Genomic DNA, 19,592 nt, shown 5'->3' on the forward strand with positions numbered 1-19,592 from the left:
TAGGGCAGTAGGGCAGTAGGGCAGTAGGGCAGTAGGGCAGTAGGGCAGTAGGGCAGTAGGGCAGTAGGGCAGTAGGGATTCCCTATTCCCCTACTGCCCTACTTACATAGCCCACAACGCCATCCCTGGTCAGCTCCGCCAGCGCCAGCGACTGGTCGAGATGTTCGGTCCGCCAGGCAAGCAGCCGTTCGGCGAACTCGAGCCTGATCGGGAGATAGGCGGGATCGGCGGCGAGATTGGCGAGCTCGGCGGGATCCTTTTCCAGGTCGAACAGCAATGGCGGCAGGCCGCCGCCGAAATGCACATATTTGAATTTTTCCGTGCGGATCACGGCGAGATTGCACTGGCGCGAGGCAAGGCCGAAATGCCGTTCGGCTTCGCCTTCCGCGATCGAACGGAAATCGAATTCCCAATGCGCGGCGTCGCGCCAGTCCGGCGGCTCCTCGCCGGCGATGAACGGCCGCAGCGAATGACCGTCGAGGTGCGGCGCCGGTTCGCCCCCCAGCAGGTCGAGCAAGGTCGGCAATATGTCCACCGCCTCGGTAAAGCGGTCGACGGCCACGCCTGCGGTGCGGCCGTGACGCGGGTCGCGGATGACCAAGGGGATATGATAGCTGGCGTCGAAGAAGCCGCCTTTGCCCAGCATGAAATGGTCGCCCATCATCTCGGCATGGTCGGAGGTAAGCACAACGATGGTGTCGTCCCACGCGCCCGCCGTCTTGACCGCCTGCCAGATTCGGCCGAGCTGCGCATCGACTTCCGAGATCATGCCGTAATAGATCGCGCGGATGCGGCGGAAATCATCCTCGCTCCAGTCATGTACACTGCCTGCGGCGCCAGGTCGAAACTTGTGCTTTTTCTGCCTGCCGAAATCGTAGGCGAGATAGGGATGGCTGTCCGCCTCTTTCTGCCAGTCTGCCGCACGGCGAAAGTCGGGGCCGTCGGCGGGGTCGTACACGGTGTCGTATGGTGCAGGCACGATGAAAGGCGGATGCGGGCTGATGAAAGAGAGATGCGCGAACCAGGGCGCGGCATGCTCCTGTTCGCCCAGCCATCGGATGAATTCGCCGGCAAGAAAAGCGGTCGGCGTCTGCTCCTTCGAATAGACGGGCGGCGCACTCGTCACGGAGCCGGCATCGCCTGCCCCGTTCGCCGGTCGATGGATCGCGGGGGAGCCGGCGTCGGTATCGATGCCCTGCATTCCCAGCCATGACAGCCACTGCTTCTGATGCTCTGGCAGCAATTGGCGCACCGTGAAACCAGGAAGCACGCCTTCATAGCTTCGCAGCCGCGGATCAGCCGGAGCGAGCCGGCGCGGATCCAGCGATACGTCGGTGTAGCCGAACAGCGTCGGATCGTAGCCCAGCGCGCGCGCCGAAAGCGCTATATTGCCGTGACGGGCATCGAGCGGCGTGCCGTTGCGGCAAACCCGGTTATTCATCTGGTAGAGGCCGGTATAGAGGCAGGCACGGGCCGGCGAGCAGGGTGCCGCGCCGCCATAGTGCCGCTTGAACAATACGCCTTCCGCTGCCAATGCGTCGGCATTCGGCGTCTTCACCAGGGGATGGCCGGCCGCCGAAAGGCAATCGCCGCGCCACTGGTCGCAGGTGATCAGGAGAACGTTCGGACGCCTGCCTTTTCCGGTCACTGGCGATAATCCTTGGCTAATGTGCGAGCGTCGCTCATGGAACCGAAATCCCGCCCCGGCGCAAGCCCGGGCTGCTGGTGGATCGGTGAACAAATTGCTTTCGATTGTTCACTTCCAGAGTACAGTCCATCCCGCCTTTGCCGCCTTTGACGGGGACAGGCCGATGCTCATATTGGCGGCGACAGCGGCAGGGGCCGCAATAGAACAAGGGAGCGGCACTCATGCTCGACCAGATCAAGGGTTTGCATCACGTCACCTCGATGGCCAGCGATGCCCGCCAGAACAATGAGTTCTTCACTGGGAAGCTCGGCCTGCGCCGGGTCAAGAAAACGGTCAATTTCGACGCGCCCGACGTCTACCATCTCTACTATGCCGACGAGCTCGGCACGCCGGGTTCGGTGATGACCTATTTTCCGTTTCCCAATATCGGCAAGGGCCGTCACGGCGTCGGCGAAGTCGGCACCACCGCCTATTCGGTGCCGGAAGGCACGCTCGCCTATTGGGAAAGGCGCTTCGCCGAGGAAGGTATCGCCGGCCTTTCGCGCGAAGAGACCTTTGGCGAGAAGCGTCTGGCCTTCGCCGGACCGGACGGCGACGGTTTCGCGCTCGTCGAGGACAGGGCCGACACGCGCGCGCCATGGGCGAAGGGCGGCATTCCCGCCGACGAGGCGATCCGGGGCTTTCACTCCGTGTCGCTGCGCCTGAAGGATGGCGGCGCCACCGAGGAACTCTTGAAGTTCATGGGCTATGAGGAGCTCGACAAATCCGGCAATGTCAGGCGGCTGGCGATCAGGAACGGCAATGGCGCCGACGTCGTCGACATCGAATCGCTACCCGGTGCCGCCTTTGCCGATCTCGGCGCGGGCTCGGTCCATCACGTCGCTTTCGCCGTCGAGGATCGCGCCAGGCAGCTCGAAGTGCGCAAGGCGCTGATGGATACCGGCTACCAGGTGACGCCAGTGATCGACCGCGATTACTTCTGGGCGATCTATTTCCGCACGCCGGGCGGCGTTCTGTTCGAAGTCGCCACCAACGAGCCGGGCTTCGACCGCGACGAGGACACCGCCCATCTCGGTGAAGCTTTGAAGCTGCCGGCGCAGCATCAACACCTGCGGCCCTATCTCGAACAGCATCTGCAGAAGCTGGAAGACCGAGGGGCGGGGTCATGAGCACAGACAGCTACATCCACAAGGTGCTGCCCGGTTCGCCGGGCGGTCCGCTGCTCTTCGTCTTCCATGGCACCGGAGGCGACGAGGGCCAGCTCGTCTCGCTGGGGCGCGATCTCGCGCCCCAGGCAACCATCATCTCGCCACGCGGCGATGTGTCTGAACAAGGCGCTGCGCGCTTTTTCCGTCGCACCGGCGAGGGCGTCTATGACATGCAGGACCTGGCGCGCGCGACTCGGAAGATGGCGGGCTTCGTCAAGGCGCAGATAGCAGCGGCAAAACCGTCGGCGGTCTACGCTCTCGGCTATTCAAACGGCGCCAACATCCTGGCGTCGCTGCTGTTCGAAGCCCCTGACCTGTTCGACGCGGCGGTGCTGATGCACCCGCTGATCCCGTTCGAACCGCAGGTGAACGGGAGTCTTGCCGGGCGCCGCATTCTGGTGACCGCCGGCAGGCGGGATCCGATCTGTCCGCCGAACCTGACTTCGCGGCTCGAAGCCAATTTGCGCGCCGATGGCGCCGATGTCACAGTGGAGTGGCATGAAGGCGGGCACGAAGTGCGGCCGAACGAAATCGAGGCGGCGCGGCGGCTCTTTGCCGGCGTGGCCCAAGGAGTAAGCGATGCCTGACCAACTGCCGGAGATCGAACTCGAAGATCGTGGTTCCAAGGGCCGCTACGTGCTGCGCGGTCCGGGCGGCGCCGAGGCGGAGATGACCTTCACCAGGATCGGCGAGCACCAGATCATCATCGACCACACCGAAGTGCCCGACGCGTTTCGCGGCCAGGGTGCCGGGCTTCGGCTCGTCACCCGTGCCGTCGAGGACGCGCGCGCGGCGGGCAAGAAGATCATCCCGCTCTGTCCCTTTGCCAACGCCCAGTTCCGCCGTCATCCGGAGTGGGCCGACGTGCTGAAGGGGTAGGATCAGCCGGCGCTTTGCCAGTCCGGACCCTCGGGAGTAAAACAGTGTGATAGGCCAGCACGGCTTTGGCATTTGCACGCTCGGCCCATCTTGCCTAAGTAGATATGATATATCGCGGGCGGCGTGCGCACATCGAACCGAATGATCCCTTCATGACCGAAACCGATCTCGTTCCCGTCTTCGACGGCCATAACGACACGCTGCTCAGACTCTATCAGTCGAAAGACCCGGACGTCGAAAAGCTGTTCATGGAAGGGAAATCGGGCGGCCATATCGACCTGCCGCGCGCACGGGCCGGCGGGTTCGCCGGCGGCATGTTCGCGATCTTCCCGCCCCCTGTCGAGAGAGGCCGGCGCGGCGCTGTCCCGTCGACGCCCAGCGATGCCGAGCCGTTGCCGCCCGAACTCCCGCACAGCGATGCGCTGGCCTCGACGATCGCGATGGCCTCGATCCTGTTCAGGCTGGAACGGGCCGGAGCGCTGAGCGTCTGCCGCAATGCCGCAGATGTGCGCGGCGCCATGGTGCGCGACTCGATCGCTGCGGTATTCCATATCGAAGGGGTCGAGGCGATCGATCCCGAACTCACCATGCTCGACGTGCTGCATGCCGCCGGCTTGCGCTCGCTCGGCATCGTCTGGAGCCGCCCGAACGCTTTCGGCCATGGCGTGCCGTTCCGCTTTCCGTCCTCGCCCGATACCGGTCCCGGCTTGACCGATGCCGGCAAGGCGCTGGTCAAGGCCTGCAACCAACTCAGGATCATGATCGACCTGTCGCATCTCAACGAGAAGGGCTTTCGCGATGTCGCCGCGCTCAGCGATGCGCCGCTGGTCGCGACCCATTCCAACGTGCATGCGATCTGCGGCCACTCACGCAATCTCACCGACTGGCAGCTCGGCGCGATTCGCGAAACCGGCGGCATGGTCGGGCTGAACTTCGCCACCGGCTTCCTGCGCGAGGACGGAAAGATGAATGCCGATACCGGCCTCGACATCATGGTGCGCCACATCGATTGCCTGCTGCAGGCGCTGGGTGAGGATGGGGTTGGCCTCGGCTCCGATTTCGACGGAGCCATGATCCCGGCCGTCATTGGCGACGCCGCCGGTCTGCCGAAGCTCATCGATGCGCTCGCCGCACGCGGCTTCGGCCGCGCGCTGATCGAAAAGATCGCCTACCGAAACTGGCTGGCCATGCTGGAAAGAACCATAGGATAGGCAGGTCAGCCGAACCCCATGCGCTTCAGCCAGTCCTTGCCGACGCCGCGGTCGCGGATGATCGGCAGCGGGTTTTCCGAATCGAGCCGCGCGCAGATGCGGTAGACCTCAAGCGTCTCGGCGCTCATCTCGCCGCGCTTGTAGAAGAACATGGCGGCGGCATAGCGTGTGCGGCCCGACCATTTTTCGCCGAGCGGCGTGTTGACCAGTTCCCACTGTTCGACCGCCTCTTCTTGCTGCTTGTCGGCTTCCTCGTCCATGGTCAGAAATCCGCCGGCGGATTGGCGGTGCGGCGATCGAGCTTGATGAACGGCCGCGGCACCACCTTGGCCCGCTTCATCAGCTTTTGGTATTGCAGCTCGCGCATTGCGTAGATCTCGACCCAGAGGTCGTCGACGACAGTATCACCATATGGTCGCACCAGCGAAGCGATGGCGATGTTGCGCTTGGCCATCGGCGACCACATGGCGGCGCTGACCAGCCCGACCTCCTGGCTCTTTCTGTGATAGACGATGGCGTGTTCGGCCGGGATGTTGCCTTCGATCTCCAGCCCGACCAGCACATGCCGCAGCTTGCGCTTGGCGCGCGCCTCGAAGATGGCGCGACGGCCGTTGAAATGGGCCTTTTCCAGATCAATCATGAAGCCGAGCCCGATCTCGTCGGGCATGCGCAAGCGGTCGGCGCGGATGGCGTGTTCGGCTGTCGTGAAGTCGGCATTGGCGACGATCAGCCCGGCTTCGAGCCGGGCGCGGTTGAGCGCGGTGTAGCCGATGGCGCGGATGCCGCGCAGTTCGCCGGCCGCCATCAGCCGGTCCCACAGGCTAAGCGCCTTGTCGACCGGCATGAACAATTCATAGCCGAGGTCGCCGGTGAAGCCGGTGCGCGAGATGGTGACGGTTTCGCCATCATGCGGGAATTCGGCGAGGTCGAATGCCTTCAGCTTTTCGACATCGGCAAAACCGGCATCACGCAGCACGGCGAAAGAGGTCGGACCTTGGAGTGCCAGGCCCGCGACGGCTTCGGTCTCTTCCTCCACCGTCACATCGAACCCGATGGCGCTGTCGAGCAGCCAAGGCAAATGCCGCTCCTGCGAGCACAGCCGGAACCGCGTTGGCGAGAGCCGGAACAGCGTGCCGTCATCGAGGACGAAGCCCTCGTCGTCGCACCACGCGGTATAATGGACGCGGCCCGGCTTCAGCCTGGTCACGTCGCGCAGCGCGACGCGGTCGAGGAAGGCCTCGGCGTCCGGTCCCTCGACGCGGTATTTGGTCATCGGCGAGATGTCGAAGAGCGCCGACTGGCTGCGAATGGCGAAATATTCGAGCTCCTCGTCCCACAGCGAATGGGGGGCGCGGTAGCCCGCCCAGTTGTACCAATCCTGGGTCTTGGCCAGAGCATCGATGCGCGGCTGGAACGGCGTGCCGAGACGCAACGTGCGGAAGTGGGATTGGGCGGCGATGCGGGCGGATGATGGTTGCTGATTCATGCTGGCGATCCTTCGCCGTAGAACGCGACTGCCGCCAACTGAAACATCGCCTTACCCCTTCATCGCAATGATGCGTCGAGCGGCGTTCAATCCAGGTGCGCCGGAGACGCCGCCGCCGGGATGTGAACCGGCACCGGCGAGAAACAGCCCGTCGAGCGGTGTGTCGTAGCCGGACCAGCCCGAGACCGGGCGCGAGATCAGCATCTGGTCGGCCTGCAACTCGCCGTGGTGCCAGTGGCCGCCCGGCATGCGGTAGCGCGTTTCGATGTCGGCGGGCGTCAAGAGCTCGGTGTGGCGCACCGTCTTGCCGATGCCTGGCGCGTAGGCTTCGAGCTGAGCCATGATTGCCTCCAGGAATTTCGCCTTGCCGGCGCCCCATCCCTCTTTCAGAGCATAGGGCGCGTATTGCACCACCGCCGACAGCACGCAGGCGCCGTCGGGCGCGAGCGATGGATCGGCGAGGCTTGGCAGCGTGATCTCCATCACCGGTTCGGGCGAGAACGCGCCGTATTTGGATGGATTGAAGGCGCGCTCGACATGATCGGGCGAGGGGGCGATAACCAGCCGCCCCCTGTGGCCGGCGGCATCGACATTTGTGAATTGCGGCGGCCTGTCGAGCGCCAGGTGAAGCTTGGCGACATCACCCTTCATGCGGATGTTGTTCACCTTGCGCACGAAGCCGGTGTCGAGTTCGCGTGGACCGACAAGGTCGAGCAAAGTCGTCGCCGGATTTGTCGCGGAGACGATCGTCCTGGCGCGCAGCACCTCGCCATTGTCCAATGCGATACCGACGGCACGGCCTTTCTCGACAATGATCCTTGCGACAGGCGCCGATGTGCGGACGTTCACGCCGGCCTTTTCGGCCGAGGCGCGGATGGCGGCGATCACCGCGCCCATGCCGCCCTTCGGCACTGTCTGCGCGCCGGCCGCACCGCCGGCCTCGCCGGCCAGCCGGTAGTAGAGGCCGAGCAACGAGGTGGGCGAGCGCGGACCGAGATGGCTGCCGAGCGTCGCGTCGAAGGCCAGCAGCCCTTTCAGCCTGATGTCGGCAAGCTGCTCGTCGAGCAGGTCGGCGACGTTCATCAAAAGCACACGCAGGAAATCGCGCATGTCTTCCTTGCCGAGCCTTTTCAGCGCCAGTGCGGCCTGGCCGAACGCCGCCGCCTCCAGCAGCGACATGCCGGCCAGATCGGGCGGACGACGCGAGAGGAGGGGTTCCAGGATGCCGGCGTAGCGAAGCAGTTGCGCGCGCAACTGCTTCCACGCGGATTGCTCGGACAAACTTGCGCCGGTCAGCGTTTCGCCATAGGCGCCGTGCAGGACCAGCGGGGAGCCGTCCATCGACAGCGCAACCGACGGCGCGAAGTCGTCTGGGGTGATCCGCAGGCCATGCTTCTCCAGTTCCAGCGTCTTCACCACGTCGGGATGCAGGCGGTTCAGCAGATGGGCGATCGACGAGACATGAAAACCCGGCGCGAATTCCTCCGTGCGCGCGGCGCCGCCGAGATCGGCTCCCGCTTCCAGCAGCAGCACCTTGCGCCCTGCCTTCGCCAGCGTGACAGCAGTGACGAGGCCATTATGGCCGCCGCCAATGACGATTGCATCATATGACGTCATGGGCCGGGCTCATATGCGAGGTCGATTTGGCGAGATCGCGCAGGATCTCGGCCGCGGCATTTCGGCCGGGCGCGCCCATGACGCCGCCGCCGGGATGGGTCGAGGAGCCGCACATATAAAGACCGCCGACCGGCGAGCGGTATTGCGCGTAGCCCGGCACCGGGCGGTTGAACAGAAGCTGGTCGAAGGTCAGTTCGCCCTGGAAGATGTTGCCTTCGGTGAGCCCGACCTCGGCCTCGATTTCGCGCGGCGTGCGCACCTCCATGTGGACGATGCGGTCGCGAAAGCCGGGCGAGTAGTCGGCAATCTGCGCGATCACGCTTTCGGCGAATCCGTCGCGATCGGCGTCGGACCATTCATGGCCGTTTACCTTGGGCGGCGCGTATTGCACGAAGCAGCTCATGAAGTGTTTTCCCGGCGGCGCCATCGTCGGGTCGAGCGTCGTCGGGATGACCATGTCGAGGAAAGGATCGGCCGACCAGCGCCCGGCCTTCCAGTCGTCATAGGCGCGCTCCATGCGCTCCATCGAATCGGTGAAATGCATGTCGCCGCGATAGACCGGCGAATCCTTCGGCAGAGCCGGGAATTCGGGCATCGAGTCCAGCGCGATGTTGACCTTGCCGGACGAACCTCGGATCTTGAAGTTCCTGACCCGGCGCAGGAAAATCTCGGGCAGTTCCTTTTCCTCGACCAGTTTCAGGAAGGTTCGCTTCACGTCGGCGTTGGAGACGACGAGCTTGCCACGGATCTCCTCACCGCCGGCCAGCACCACACCCTTGGCCTTGCCGCGGCTCACCAGAACATGGTCGACCTCGGCGCCGGTGCGAATGGTTCCACCCGACGCCTTGAAGGATGCCGCCAGCGCTTTTGTCACCGCGCCCATGCCGCCGCGCGCATAGCCCCAGGCGCCGACCGAGCCGTCGACCTCGCCCATATAGTGGTGCAGCAGCACATAAGCCGTGCCGGGCGACATCGGCCCGAGCGCCGTGCCGATGATACCGGACAAAGCGAAATTGGCCTTGATGACATCGGTCTCGAAATATTCATCGAGGAAGTCCGAGATCGACATGGTCCAGAAGCGCAGCGTCAGCGCCATTTCCTCCGCCGACAGGCCCGCGAATTTCTTGCCCAGATAAAGGAGCTCGCCCAGATCCCGCGGCCGCAGACTGGTCGGGTCGGGCGCGGTGCGCATCAACAGCGGCTGGATGAAACGGCACTGGCGCGTCACGTCGCGCGCATAACGGTCGTAGGCTTCGGCATCGCGTTTCGAGAAGCGCGCAAATTCGCGCCGGTGTGCATCATGGTCCCGGTAATTGGCGAGATAATCGCCATCCCTGGTGAACACAGCGCCGCCCTCATAGGAGATAACCTGCAGGCCGAAGCGCGGCAGTTCGAGGTCGCGCATGATTTCAGGGCGAAACAGCGAACAGACATAGGAACAGTTGGAATAGAGGAAGCCCGACGTCAATTCCCGGCTGGTGGCGGCGCCGCCGACCCAGGGATTCTTCTCCACCACCAGCACGTCGAGCCCGGCGCGCTGGAGATAGCAGGCGTTGACCAGTCCGTTGTGTCCGCCGCCGATGACGATCGCATCCCAAGCTTTCATTTTGGCCCAGTCTTTCCATGCGATCCGCTGTTCATTTTGGCGTAATCCGTCCCCTCAATGCGCGAAATTTGGCACGGTAGTCGTCGTTTTGTCCAGCCGTATTGAATGAATGTTCAACAAATGATGTTGCGTTTTCCCAGACCTGGGCTAGGCTTTGCAGGCGTTCGAGACGGACATTCGTCGATTGGGGATCGAGGGTTGATGATCGAAACGGCCGAGGCCGAGCCGGAGTACGACGGAGCCGCCATCCGCTTCCTCGAGGCGCTGTGGGGCGACGGCTACCTGTCGCCGGGCGGGCCCGACGAAGTCGACCGCGTGCTCGAGGGACTTTCGCTCGCAGGCAAGACCGTGCTCGACATCGGCTGCGGGTCCGGAGGCATCACGCTGCATCTGGTCGAACGGCATGGCGCCGCGCACGTCACCGGCTTCGATGTCGAGCGGCCGGTGACCGAAACGGCCAGGCGCCGGGCAGCCTCCCGCGGGCTTGCCGACCGCGCCAGCTTCATCCAGGCGCCGCCTGGGCGGTTGCCTTTCGAGGATCAGTCGTTCGACGTCGTCTTCTCCAAGGATGCGCTGCTGCATGTCGCCGACAAGGATGCGCTGTTTGCGGAGATATTCCGCGTGCTCAAGGCCGGCGGCGCCTTTGCGGCATCAAACTGGATGATCTCGCATGACGGCGAACCATCACCGGAGATGAAGGCCTATGTCGCCGCCGAAGGGCTGTCCTTCGCGATGGCCTCGCCGGCGCGTTACGCACAGGCGATGCGCCAGGCGGGCTTTGCCGAGATCGCGGTTCGCGACCGCAATCCCTGGTACCGCGAGGTGGCGCGGGGCGAACTGGAAAGGCTGAAGGGGCCGCTCTATCCGACGGTCGCGGCGGCAGTGGGCGCCGCCTATGTCGACAAGAACATACGAACCTGGGAGGCCATGCAGAAGGTGCTTGACAGTGGCGAGCACCGTCCCACTCATCTTCGCGGGCAAAAACCGAAGATGGTCGGCTAGCCGGCGATGTGGAGCATGACCGCACCCATGAAAATTGCAGCACGCCAAGAGCAGTCCGCCGAGGCATCGAGCGAACCCGAGAAACGCGGGCGCAAGGCCTCCAAGGAGGTCAGGCAGCTTCAGCTGATCGAGGCGACGATCGATTCGCTGGCCAAGCGCGGCTATTCGGAGACGACGATGGCCGACGTCGCCGATGGCGCGGGCCTGTCGCGCGGCATCGTCAATTTCCATTTCGAGAGCAAGGAAAAACTGCTGATCGCGACCTTGCAGCATATGTATGACGAGTACTCGGCGCATTGGCGCAATGCCTTGGAGAAAGCGGGGAACGACCCCGCCGACCAGTTGCGGACCCTGGTCGCGGCCGATTTCGACCGTTCGATCTGCAACAAGCGCAAGCTGGCGGCCTGGTGCGCCTTCTGGGGCGAGGCCAAGTCGCGGCCGACCTACCAGGCGCTGAGCAGCGCCCGCGATGCCGTCTACCAGAACATCTTCATCGAGCTTTGCGCGACGCTCAAGCAAAGCGGCGGATATGACTACGAGCCGCAGGTCATGGCGCTGGCGCTCAGCGCGATGCTGGAGGGGCTGTGGCTGCGCTTGATGATGGGCACCGAAGACACCACCCGCGAGAGCGCCTTGCAGGCAGCCAACGAATTCCTGTCGGCCGCATTCCCTAAACATTACCAGGGAGCAGCCGCCACCCGTCGCAAGGCATGAAGCAATCGATAAAATAAAAGAGGATGGAACAGCAATGAAGACATCAATCCAGCGGCTGACATTGGCCCGACGCCTGACATTGACCCTGGCATTGACCGGCGTGCTGGCGGCCTCGGCCGCAGCCCTGGCGGTTGCCGCCGACAAAGACCTGGTCGTGTTCGACTGGTCCGGCTATGAGGATCCGAGCTTCCATCCGAAATATGTCGAAAAGAACGGCGATTCGCCGACCTTCGCCTTCTTTGGCGACGAGGACGAGGCGTTCGAAAAGGTGCGCTCGGGTTTCAAGGCCGATCTCGGCCATCCCTGCTCGCAGAGCGTGGTGAAATGGCGCGAGGCCGGCCTGCTGCGGCCGCTCGACACATCGAAGATCACAGGCTGGAAAGATCTCAATCCCGGAATCATGGCGATGAAGGATCTCGCCACGACCGCGGACGGCAAGGCCTGGTTCATGCCCTGGGACTGGGGCAACACCCAGCTCACCTATAATTCCGAAAAGGTCGACGCCAAGGACGTGCAGTCGCTGAAGGCGTTCGCCGATCCGAAGTTCAAGGGCCGGGTTTCGATCGGCGACAATGTCGACGACGCCTATGCGCTGGCGAGCCTCGCCATCGGCGTCAAGGACTGGACCAAGATGACCGACGACCAGTTCAAACAGGCGTCGGATTTCCTGCGCCAGGTGCATAAGAACGTGCGCTCCTACTGGACCGACACAACGGACGTGGTGCAGCTTTTGAGCGGCGGCGAGGTCGATCTTGCCTGGGCATGGAACGACGCCACCGTGCAATCGGTCGCCGCCGGCGTGCCGATCAAGTCCAAGAAGGACACTAACGAAGGCATTTCGACCTGGGTCTGCGGCTATGTGCTGTTCAAGGACGCGCCCGGCAATGTCGACAAGGCATATGATTATCTGAACGCCGTCAACGATCCCGAAACCGCCAAGGTGCTGGTCAAGGACTGGGGCTATGGCCAGGCCAACGCCAAGGGCATGGCCGGCGTCGATCAGGCCGTGCTGAAGGAAAAAGGCTATGACGACGTGCAGAAATTCGTCGACAAGACGCTGTTCCAGTCGCCGGTGCCGTCGCAGCTCAAGCTCAAGATGATCGCCGAGTTCGAGAAGATCAAAGCCGGATATTGAGCCGGTTCGGCCGCCCGCCCGTCTGCGGAGATGGTGGGCGGGCGGGCTCGCCAAGAGAGGCGAATTCTCATAACCTCGCGGCAGCCTTTCGCGACGGGGGAATTCGCACCATGAAGCCAGTGCTACGCCGCCTTGCCCTTGCCGTCGCCTGCGTGATCGGCGCCGGCACCGTCTATGCCTGGGCGGAAGGTGGCGGCGACCTCGTCGTGTTCGACTGGTCCGGCTATGAGGACCCGCTGCTGCACCCCGCCTATGCCGCCAAATACGGCGCCGAGCCGACCTTCGCCTTCTTCGGCGACGAGGACGAGGCCTTCGAAAAGATGCGAGCCGGCTTCAAGGCCGACATCGCGCATCCCTGTTCGCAAAGCGTGGTCAAGTGGCGCGAGGCGGGCTTACTGCAGCCGCTCGACACGTCGAGGATAGCAGGCTGGAAAGACCTCAATCCCGGCATCATGGCGATGAAGGATCTCGCCACCACAGACGACGGCAAGGCGTGGTTCATGCCATTCGACTGGGGCAACACCTCGCTTCTCTACCGCACCGACAAGGTGACGCCGGAGCAGGCGCAGTCGCTCAGGATCTTCGCCGACCCGAAGTTCAAGGGCCGCGTCACCATCGGCGACAATGTCGACGACGCCTACGCGCTGGCGAGCCTCGTCATCGGCCTCAAGAATTGGACAAGGATGACCGATGCCCAGTTCCAGGAGGCGTCCGCCTTCCTGCGCGACGTGCACAAGAACATCCGTTTCTACTGGACCGACGACACTGATCTCAACCAGGCCTTCATCGGCAATGAGGTCGATCTCGTCTGGGGCTGGAACGAGACCTATGTGACGCTGAAGGGGCAAGGCCTGCCGATCGCGATGAACCGCGACAGCAAGGAGGGTATCTCGACCTGGGTGTGCGGCTATGTGCTGATGAAGGATGCACCCGGCAAGCTCGATCAGGCCTATGACTTTCTGAATGCAGTCAACGCTTCTGCCGTTTCGGACTATCTGGTGAAGACCTTCGGCTACGGCCACGGCAACAGCGCCGGCATGGCTGTAGTCGACCACACGGTTCTGGCCGATCGCGGCTTCGACGATCTCGACAAATTCCTCGACAAGACGCTGTTCCAACAGCCGGTGGCGCCGGAGCTCAAGCAGCGCATGGTCGCCGAGTTCGAGAAGATCAAGGCCGGCTATTGAACAGCGAATCCACAAGAGCCGATGTCGTCATCATCGGCGCCGGCTTCACCGGGCTGTCGGCGGCGCTCGAGCTGAAAAAGGCCGGCGTCGATTTCGTGCTGCTCGAGGCGCGTGCCCGTGTCGGCGGGCGCGTCGAATCGGTGGAGATCGGCTCCGGCGAGCGCATCGACAGTGGCGGCCAGTTCCTGTGCGAGGACATGCCGGAACTGATGGCGCTTGTCGAAGCGCGCGGCAAGACGCTGGTCGAAACCCATGTCGAGGGCGCGTTTATCGCCCAGCCGCCGATCTCCGCCGCCGAGGCGAGGCGAACCTATTCTGGTTCGATGGCGATCCGCGAGCGGATGAACGCGATCGCGCCGGACGATCCCTCGATTGCCGGGCTGACCGTTGCCGCCTGGCTCGACCGGCAGGATGATGCCGATGCCGCCAAGGCAGCCTTCCGCTCGATGATCGAGGGCCTGTGGTGCCTGACGCTGGAGAAACTGCCGCTCTGGCACCTGATCGACAATGATCGGCGCATCACCAATGAGGTGCCGGAGCTCCAGTATTTCCTGCGCGAGACGATGCAGTCGGTGGCCGAGGACCTGGCCAGCGATCTCGGCGACCGGCTGTGGCTCAACGCGGCCGTTTCATGCATCGAGCATGGACCGCAAGGCGTTCGCATCATCTCGGCGGCGGGTGTCATTGAAGCGCGGGCGGCACTTGTCGCGGTGCCGCCGGTCATGGCGGCGAAACTGGACTTCGCACCCGCTCTGCCCGAATCCCTGGCGAAGGCACTCGGCGTTTGGGAAAGCGGCGCCGTGATCAAGGTGCTGGTGCGCTACCCCGCTGCCTTCTGGCGCCGCCGCGGCTTGAGCGGCATGGTGATGTGGCGCGACCCGCCGGGGCTGTTCGCTTGCGATGCCAGTCCGGATGAAGGCCACGCGGCGCTGGTCGTCTTCGTCGGCGGCCCGCTCGCCTTGCGCTGGGGTGAGCTTGGCGAGGCGGCACTGCGCGCCGAAGTGACCGGGAAACTGGTGGAAGCCCTCGGCCCCGGCGCGGCCGAAATCGCGGGTTTCAGCCAGCGCGACTGGACGCATGACCGCTGGAGCGGCGGCGGCTACAGCGACCTCATCGTCGACGTCGCGGCGACCGATGCCGAACCTGTGCTCCTGGCCGGCGCGCCGCCTGTTCATTTCGCATCGTCGGAGCTGTCGCCGTCATTTCCCGGCTATGTCGAAGGGGCGATCGTTGCCGGTCGCATAGCGGCGCGAAAGATCATCGCGGACCGTCAATCCGCCATCGCCACCAGGGCTTCGGGATCGTAGGCAAGGCGAATCGAAGTGCCGACCGGAATATCGTCGGCGCCGAAATCGTTGGTCTCGGTTACCGACAGCGGCTTTTCCAGGCCGGGGATCTCGACGATCAAATGGGTGATCTCGCCAAAATAGTGGCGTTCGACCACCTTTCCGGCAACCTCGAACTTGGCCGTCGCATTGTCCCACAACACGCGCAGGCGCTCCGGGCGGATGCCGAGCGTGGCGCCGCCGCCATTGCGCACGAAGGCCTTCGGCTTGTCGGTCTTCACACGGCCGAAGCCCAGCGTGTCGACGACCAGCGAGGCGCCGTTCTCCTCGACGATCTCGGCCTTGACGAAATTCATGCCGCCGAGGAAGTCGGCAACCTGGCGGTTGACCGGCCGCTGGTAGATCTCCTTGGGCGAGGCGACCTGCGCGATCTTGCCGCCGAACATCACGGCGATGCGGTCGGACATGGCCAGCGCTTCATACTGGTCGTGGGTGACCAGCACGAAGGTGATGCCGACGGCCTGCTGCAGGCGGCGCAACTCGACCTGCATCTGTTCGCGCAGCTTCTTGTCGAGCGCCGACAGCGGCTCGTCGAGCAGCAGCACCTTGGGCCGCATCACCAGCGCGCGGGCGAGCGCGACGCGTTGCCGCTGGCCGCCGGACAGCTCGGTGGCGAGACGCTTGCCGAGGCCGGTGAGAGAGACCTGCGCCAGGGCTTCCTCGACGCGGCGCTTCTCCTCGCCGCCCTGCAATTTCAGCCGCTTCAGGCCATAGGCGACGTTCTGCTCGACGTTGAGATGCGGGAAGATCGCATAGCTCTGGAACACCATGTTGGTCGGTCGGCGATTGGGCGCAATGCCTTCCATCGGCTGGCCGCCGACCGAGATCGAACCGCTCGTCGGGTTGTCGAAGCCGGCGATCATGCGCAACAGCGTGGTCTTGCCGCAGCCGGACGGGCCGAGCAGCGAGAAGAATTCGCCCTCGCGGATGCTCAGGGAGGCATCGTCGAGCGCCTTGAAGGCGCCGTAGCTGCGGGTGACGCCGTTGATCTCGATCATCGTCCGTTCTGACAGGGTTCGTGCGGATGGGGCCTGCTCAGGCATAAAGCCCTCCCTCGTTCTTCGTGCGTCTGGCGGCGCGGCGGCGCAGGATTTCGGCGACGGTCATCAGCAGGAAGGAGGCGACCAGCAGCAGCGTGCCGAGCGCGAGCACGCCCGGCAGTTTCGCCGCGAAGCGCAACTGGCCCCAGATATAGATCGGCAGCGTCGCCTCGGTACCGGTCAGGAAGAAGGCGATGATGAACTCGTCCAGCGAAATGGTGAAGCAGACCAGCAGGCTGGAGATGATTGCCGGCGCCACCATCGGCAGCGTCACCCGCCGGAAGGTGCCGAAGGCGCTCTCGCCGAGGTCGGCCGAGGCCTCCTCGAGGCTGCGATCGAAACCCTCGAAGCCGGAGGTCAGCACCGTCATCGAATAGGGGATGCAGACCAGGACATGGCCGAGCACGACGGTGAACAGGGAGAGGCTCAAGCCGAGCTGCAGCATCACCAGCAGCATCGAGATGGCGACGATGACTTCCGGCAGCACGAGCGGCGCCATGATCAGGCCGTTGATGGCCCGCCGGCCGGGATAGCGGTAGCGGGTGATCGAGCGGGCGGCGAGGATGCCGAGAACCGTCGAAAGGACGGACGCCGAGACGCCGACGATCAGGCTGTTCCAGGTGGCGTCGAGCAGCGCCGGCGTGTTGGGCAGGTCCTCGTACCATTTGAGGGTGTAGCCGGTGAGAGGGAATTTCGGCGTAGCCGCCGTGTTGATCGAAAAGATCGGCAGGAAGATCACAGGCAGATAAAGGAAACCTACATAGAGGAAGGCATAGGCCGATAGCCAGCCGCCCGGCAGCAGACGTCGCGCCGCGCTCATCGCGCAAGCCTCTGGGCGGCACGGATGAGCAGCACCGTGGCGCCGGCCATCAATGTCACGACTAGCATGGTGGTGACGGAAAGGGCGGCGCCCAGCGGCCAGTTCGAGGCCTTGCCGAACTGCGCCTGGATGGCGTTGGCGATCATGACGCCGTCCTTGCCGCCGACGAGCTTGGGGGTGACATAGTCGCCGACCGTCGGGATCATGACGATCAGCGCCGCCGAGATGATGCCTGGCGCCGACAGCGGCAAAGTCACGCGAAGGAACGAACGAAAGGGACCGTCGCCGAGATCCGTGGCCGCTTCCACCAGGGTCCGGTCGATCTTCTCCAGCGAGACGAAGATCGGCAGGATGGCAAAGGCCGCCCAGGCGTGGGTCAGCGTGATGATGACGGCGCTCGAATTGTAGAGCAGCGCCGTCGACGGCTCGTCGATGATGCCGAGGCCGATCAGCCCGGAGTTCAAGACGCCATTATAGCCGAGAATGACCTTCCACGACATCACGCGCAGGAGATAGCTGGTCCAGAACGGGATGGTGATGAGGAACAGCCACAGGCTCTTGTGGCGGCCGCCGTGGAAGGAAATGAAATAGGCGATCGGATAAGCCAGGACGACGGTGAAGAAGCTGACCGTCAGCGAGATATACAGCGAGCGCCACAACAGATCGCGATAGATCGGCTCGGTCAGGGCGACGCGGTAGTTTTCCAGCGTGAAGGTGCGGTCGATGGTCAGATAGTTCTGCGTCCAGAAGGAGTGGGCGATGACCACCAGGATCGGCAGGACCAGGAGGATGAGCGCGTAGAGAAAGGTCGGGCTGATCAGGGCAAAGCCCTGCACGGGTTCGGATTGCAGAAGGGCATTTCGTCTGGCCCGCGTCATGCGCAACGGGGGCGACCCTTCCGCCGCCGCCGTCATTGCCAGGCTCCGGGGGGCAGGGCTCCGGCTGTGATCTCGGTTGCTGGCCTGGAGCGTCCCGCCATGCGGTATCCCGTTGGACTGGCGCCGGCTGTTTGTTCCCAATTTTGTTTTGGAGCGCGATCGAACGCAAAACCGGTGACCAGTTTTGCTGATCGCGCTCCGAGCTTGCCGGCTTTCTTTCATCATGCCCGCATCCGCGGATTGAAATCAAGCGCTATTTCTGAGATATTGATTGAACAGACATTCAAAATGGTGGGGATTATGCCGGAAATTTCCGGCACTGCCGGCCAAATTTCGAAATCCTGAATTCGACGAATGATGTGGAGATGACAATGGCGGCTGCGAGGGACCTGAAGGCGAGCGAAATGGCCGAAGCTGGAGCCGCCGATGCCGTCGAGTTGGCCAGGCGCCATCTCGTCCAGCCCTGGCCGTATGCCGGTTCGGTCGGCGCGGAAGCGCGCGCGCTGATCGGCGAAGGCGACGGCATCTACATCACCGACGGCACCGGCAAGCGGTTGATCGACGGGCCGGCCGGCATGTGGTGCGTCAATGTCGGCCATCGGCGCGAGGAGCTCGCCAGGGTGATGTACGACCAGGCGATGGCACTGTCCTACAATACGCCCTGGTACACGATGAACGCGCCGTCGGCGGAACTTGCCGGTCGCATAGCCGGTCACGCGCCCGGCGATCTCAGCCACGTCTTCTACACCACAGGCGGCTCCTCGGCGGTGGAGACGGCGCTGCGCTTCATGCAGTTCTACAACAATGTGCGGGGCCGGCCGGAGAAGAAGCTGATCCTGTCGCGCGGCGGCGCCTATCACGGCTCGACCTATCTGTCGGCCTCGCTCAATGGCCGCCCGCGTGACCGCGACTGGATGGACGGCGCCGACGAGCTGGTGATCAAGCTGTCCTCGCCCGATCCGTTCCGTCGTCCGCAGGGCATGAGCATGGCTGATTTCACCGACTTCCTCGTCGACCAGTTCCGCGACACCGTCGCGCGTGTCGGCGCCGACAGGATCGGCGCTTTCGTCGGCGAGCCGGTGCAGGCCTCCGGCGGCGTTATCGTGCCGCCGGACGGCTATCTCAAGCGCATCCGCGAGATCTGCCGCGACAACGACATCCTCTATGTCTCCGACGAGGTGGTGACGGGCTTCGGGCGCCTGGGCCATGTCTTCGCCTCCGGCGACATGTTCGGCATCGATCCCGACATGATCACCTTCGCCAAGGGTGTGACGTCAGGCTATTTCCCGCTCGGCGGCGTCATCATATCGGAACGGCTGCTGGAGGAACTGCGCCGGTCGAACCATCCCGACGCGATGTTCGGCCATGGCCTGACCTACACCTCCCATCCGGTCGGCTGCGCAGTGGCGCTCAGGAATCTCGACCTTCTGGAACAGGGCGTACTTGCCCATACGCAAGCGGTCGCGCCCTACTTCCAGGCGCAGCTGAAGACGCTGGAAGAATTGCCGTTGGTCGGCGAGGTGCGCGGGCTGGGATTGATGGGCTGCGTCGAATGTGTCGCCGACCGCGAAAGCAAGGACCCGCTGCAGCTCGACAAGGATGTCGGCAAACGCATCGACGCGCATTGCCACGAGCTCGGCCTGCTGGTGCGGCCGCTGATCAACATGTGCGTGATGTCGCCGCCGCTGGTCATCACGCGCGAGCAGATCGACGACATGGTCGGCATTTTGCGCGAGGGCATTTCGCGCACGATGGATGATCTCAGGAAAGAAGGGGTGTGGCGGGGATGACGTTCTTTCTTCGCCCCGCATAGGA

Annotated in this window: 19 protein-coding genes; 11 read left to right on the plus strand and 8 right to left on the minus strand. The window is 63.9% G+C overall.

Annotated elements, in window-relative coordinates; genetic code table 11:
- Window positions 1–82 precede the first annotated feature (82 nt).
- Complete coding sequence (locus FJ942_RS27165) at window positions 83–1,648, minus strand: alkaline phosphatase family protein (RefSeq protein WP_140500597.1); 1,566 nt, start codon at window positions 1,646–1,648, stop codon at window positions 83–85.
- Between the two features lie 221 nt (window positions 1,649–1,869).
- Here FJ942_RS27165 and FJ942_RS27170 point away from each other — a divergent pair, with 221 nt between their 5' ends.
- From FJ942_RS27170 to FJ942_RS27185, 4 genes are all read left to right on the plus strand, one after another.
- Window positions 1,870–2,817, plus strand: a complete 948-nt coding sequence (locus tag FJ942_RS27170) for a VOC family protein (protein WP_140500598.1) — start codon at window positions 1,870–1,872, stop codon at window positions 2,815–2,817.
- Complete coding sequence (locus tag FJ942_RS27175; RefSeq protein WP_140500599.1) at window positions 2,814–3,443, plus strand: alpha/beta hydrolase; 630 nt, start codon at window positions 2,814–2,816, stop codon at window positions 3,441–3,443. Before FJ942_RS27170 ends, FJ942_RS27175 begins: the two co-directional genes overlap by 4 nt.
- On the plus strand, window positions 3,436–3,735 hold the full coding sequence (locus tag FJ942_RS27180) for a GNAT family N-acetyltransferase (protein ID WP_140500600.1): 300 nt from the start codon (window positions 3,436–3,438) through the stop codon (window positions 3,733–3,735). Before FJ942_RS27175 ends, FJ942_RS27180 begins: the two co-directional genes overlap by 8 nt.
- A 152-nt stretch (window positions 3,736–3,887) precedes the next feature.
- Window positions 3,888–4,946 (plus strand): dipeptidase, encoded by a 1,059-nt coding sequence (locus FJ942_RS27185; protein WP_140899523.1) that lies wholly within the window; start codon window positions 3,888–3,890, stop codon window positions 4,944–4,946.
- A 5-nt stretch (window positions 4,947–4,951) separates the two neighbouring features.
- On the opposite strand, the gene FJ942_RS27190 is transcribed toward FJ942_RS27185, so the two are convergent.
- From FJ942_RS27190 to FJ942_RS27205, 4 genes are read right to left on the minus strand one after another with little or no spacing between them, the layout of a single operon-like run.
- The gene (locus tag FJ942_RS27190; protein ID WP_140899525.1) at window positions 4,952–5,206 is read right to left on the minus strand and encodes a hypothetical protein; all 255 of its coding nucleotides are present in this window, start codon (window positions 5,204–5,206) and stop codon (window positions 4,952–4,954) included.
- A 2-nt stretch (window positions 5,207–5,208) separates the two neighbouring features.
- On the minus strand, window positions 5,209–6,432 hold the full coding sequence (locus FJ942_RS27195; RefSeq protein WP_140899527.1) for an aminomethyltransferase family protein: 1,224 nt from the start codon (window positions 6,430–6,432) through the stop codon (window positions 5,209–5,211).
- A 51-nt stretch (window positions 6,433–6,483) separates the two neighbouring features.
- Window positions 6,484–8,049 (minus strand): NAD(P)/FAD-dependent oxidoreductase, encoded by a 1,566-nt coding sequence (locus FJ942_RS27200; protein WP_140899529.1) that lies wholly within the window; start codon window positions 8,047–8,049, stop codon window positions 6,484–6,486.
- Window positions 8,036–9,655 (minus strand): NAD(P)/FAD-dependent oxidoreductase, encoded by a 1,620-nt coding sequence (locus FJ942_RS27205; protein WP_140500605.1) that lies wholly within the window; start codon window positions 9,653–9,655, stop codon window positions 8,036–8,038. Before FJ942_RS27205 ends, FJ942_RS27200 begins: the two co-directional genes overlap by 14 nt.
- 201 nt (window positions 9,656–9,856) lie before the next feature.
- On the opposite strand from FJ942_RS27205, the gene FJ942_RS27210 reads away from it, so the two are divergent.
- From FJ942_RS27210 to FJ942_RS27230, 5 genes are all read left to right on the plus strand, one after another.
- Entirely contained in the window at window positions 9,857–10,657 is an 801-nt protein-coding gene (locus FJ942_RS27210) for a class I SAM-dependent methyltransferase (RefSeq protein WP_140899531.1), read from the plus strand.
- A 27-nt stretch (window positions 10,658–10,684) separates the two neighbouring features.
- On the plus strand, window positions 10,685–11,371 hold the full coding sequence (gene betI, locus FJ942_RS27215) for a transcriptional regulator BetI (RefSeq protein WP_224647079.1): 687 nt from the start codon (window positions 10,685–10,687) through the stop codon (window positions 11,369–11,371).
- A 34-nt stretch (window positions 11,372–11,405) separates the two neighbouring features.
- Window positions 11,406–12,506: an ABC transporter substrate-binding protein gene (locus FJ942_RS27220; RefSeq protein WP_140899533.1), complete on the plus strand. Its 1,101-nt coding sequence runs from the start codon at window positions 11,406–11,408 to the stop codon at window positions 12,504–12,506.
- A 110-nt stretch (window positions 12,507–12,616) separates the two neighbouring features.
- Entirely contained in the window at window positions 12,617–13,693 is a 1,077-nt protein-coding gene (locus FJ942_RS27225; protein ID WP_140899535.1) for an extracellular solute-binding protein, read from the plus strand.
- Window positions 13,690–15,000 (plus strand): flavin monoamine oxidase family protein, encoded by a 1,311-nt coding sequence (locus tag FJ942_RS27230; protein WP_246671091.1) that lies wholly within the window; start codon window positions 13,690–13,692, stop codon window positions 14,998–15,000. Before FJ942_RS27225 ends, FJ942_RS27230 begins: the two co-directional genes overlap by 4 nt.
- On the opposite strand, the gene FJ942_RS27235 is transcribed toward FJ942_RS27230, so the two are convergent.
- From FJ942_RS27235 to FJ942_RS27245, 3 genes are read right to left on the minus strand one after another with little or no spacing between them, the layout of a single operon-like run.
- Entirely contained in the window at window positions 14,964–16,037 is a 1,074-nt protein-coding gene (locus tag FJ942_RS27235; RefSeq protein WP_140658336.1) for an ABC transporter ATP-binding protein, read from the minus strand. The genes FJ942_RS27230 and FJ942_RS27235 overlap by 37 nt on opposite strands.
- 37 nt (window positions 16,038–16,074) lie before the next feature.
- On the minus strand, window positions 16,075–16,899 hold the full coding sequence (locus FJ942_RS27240) for an ABC transporter permease (RefSeq protein ID WP_140658314.1): 825 nt from the start codon (window positions 16,897–16,899) through the stop codon (window positions 16,075–16,077).
- Window positions 16,896–17,813, minus strand: a complete 918-nt coding sequence (locus FJ942_RS27245) for an ABC transporter permease (protein ID WP_140899537.1) — start codon at window positions 17,811–17,813, stop codon at window positions 16,896–16,898. The genes FJ942_RS27240 and FJ942_RS27245 overlap by 4 nt, the downstream gene beginning before the upstream one ends.
- A 63-nt stretch (window positions 17,814–17,876) precedes the next feature.
- Here FJ942_RS27245 and FJ942_RS27250 point away from each other — a divergent pair, with 63 nt between their 5' ends.
- Together FJ942_RS27250 and FJ942_RS27255 are read left to right on the plus strand one after the other, a co-directional pair.
- Window positions 17,877–18,122, plus strand: coding sequence for a hypothetical protein (locus tag FJ942_RS27250; RefSeq protein WP_140899539.1), 246 nt, complete (start codon window positions 17,877–17,879; stop codon window positions 18,120–18,122).
- Between the two features lie 26 nt (window positions 18,123–18,148).
- On the plus strand, window positions 18,149–19,567 hold the full coding sequence (locus FJ942_RS27255) for an aminotransferase (RefSeq protein ID WP_140899541.1): 1,419 nt from the start codon (window positions 18,149–18,151) through the stop codon (window positions 19,565–19,567).
- Window positions 19,568–19,592: the final 25 nt, after the last annotated feature.

It is taken from the genome of Mesorhizobium sp. B2-4-2 (assembly GCF_006442845.1).
Classification (GTDB): Bacteria; Pseudomonadota; Alphaproteobacteria; order Rhizobiales; family Rhizobiaceae; genus Mesorhizobium.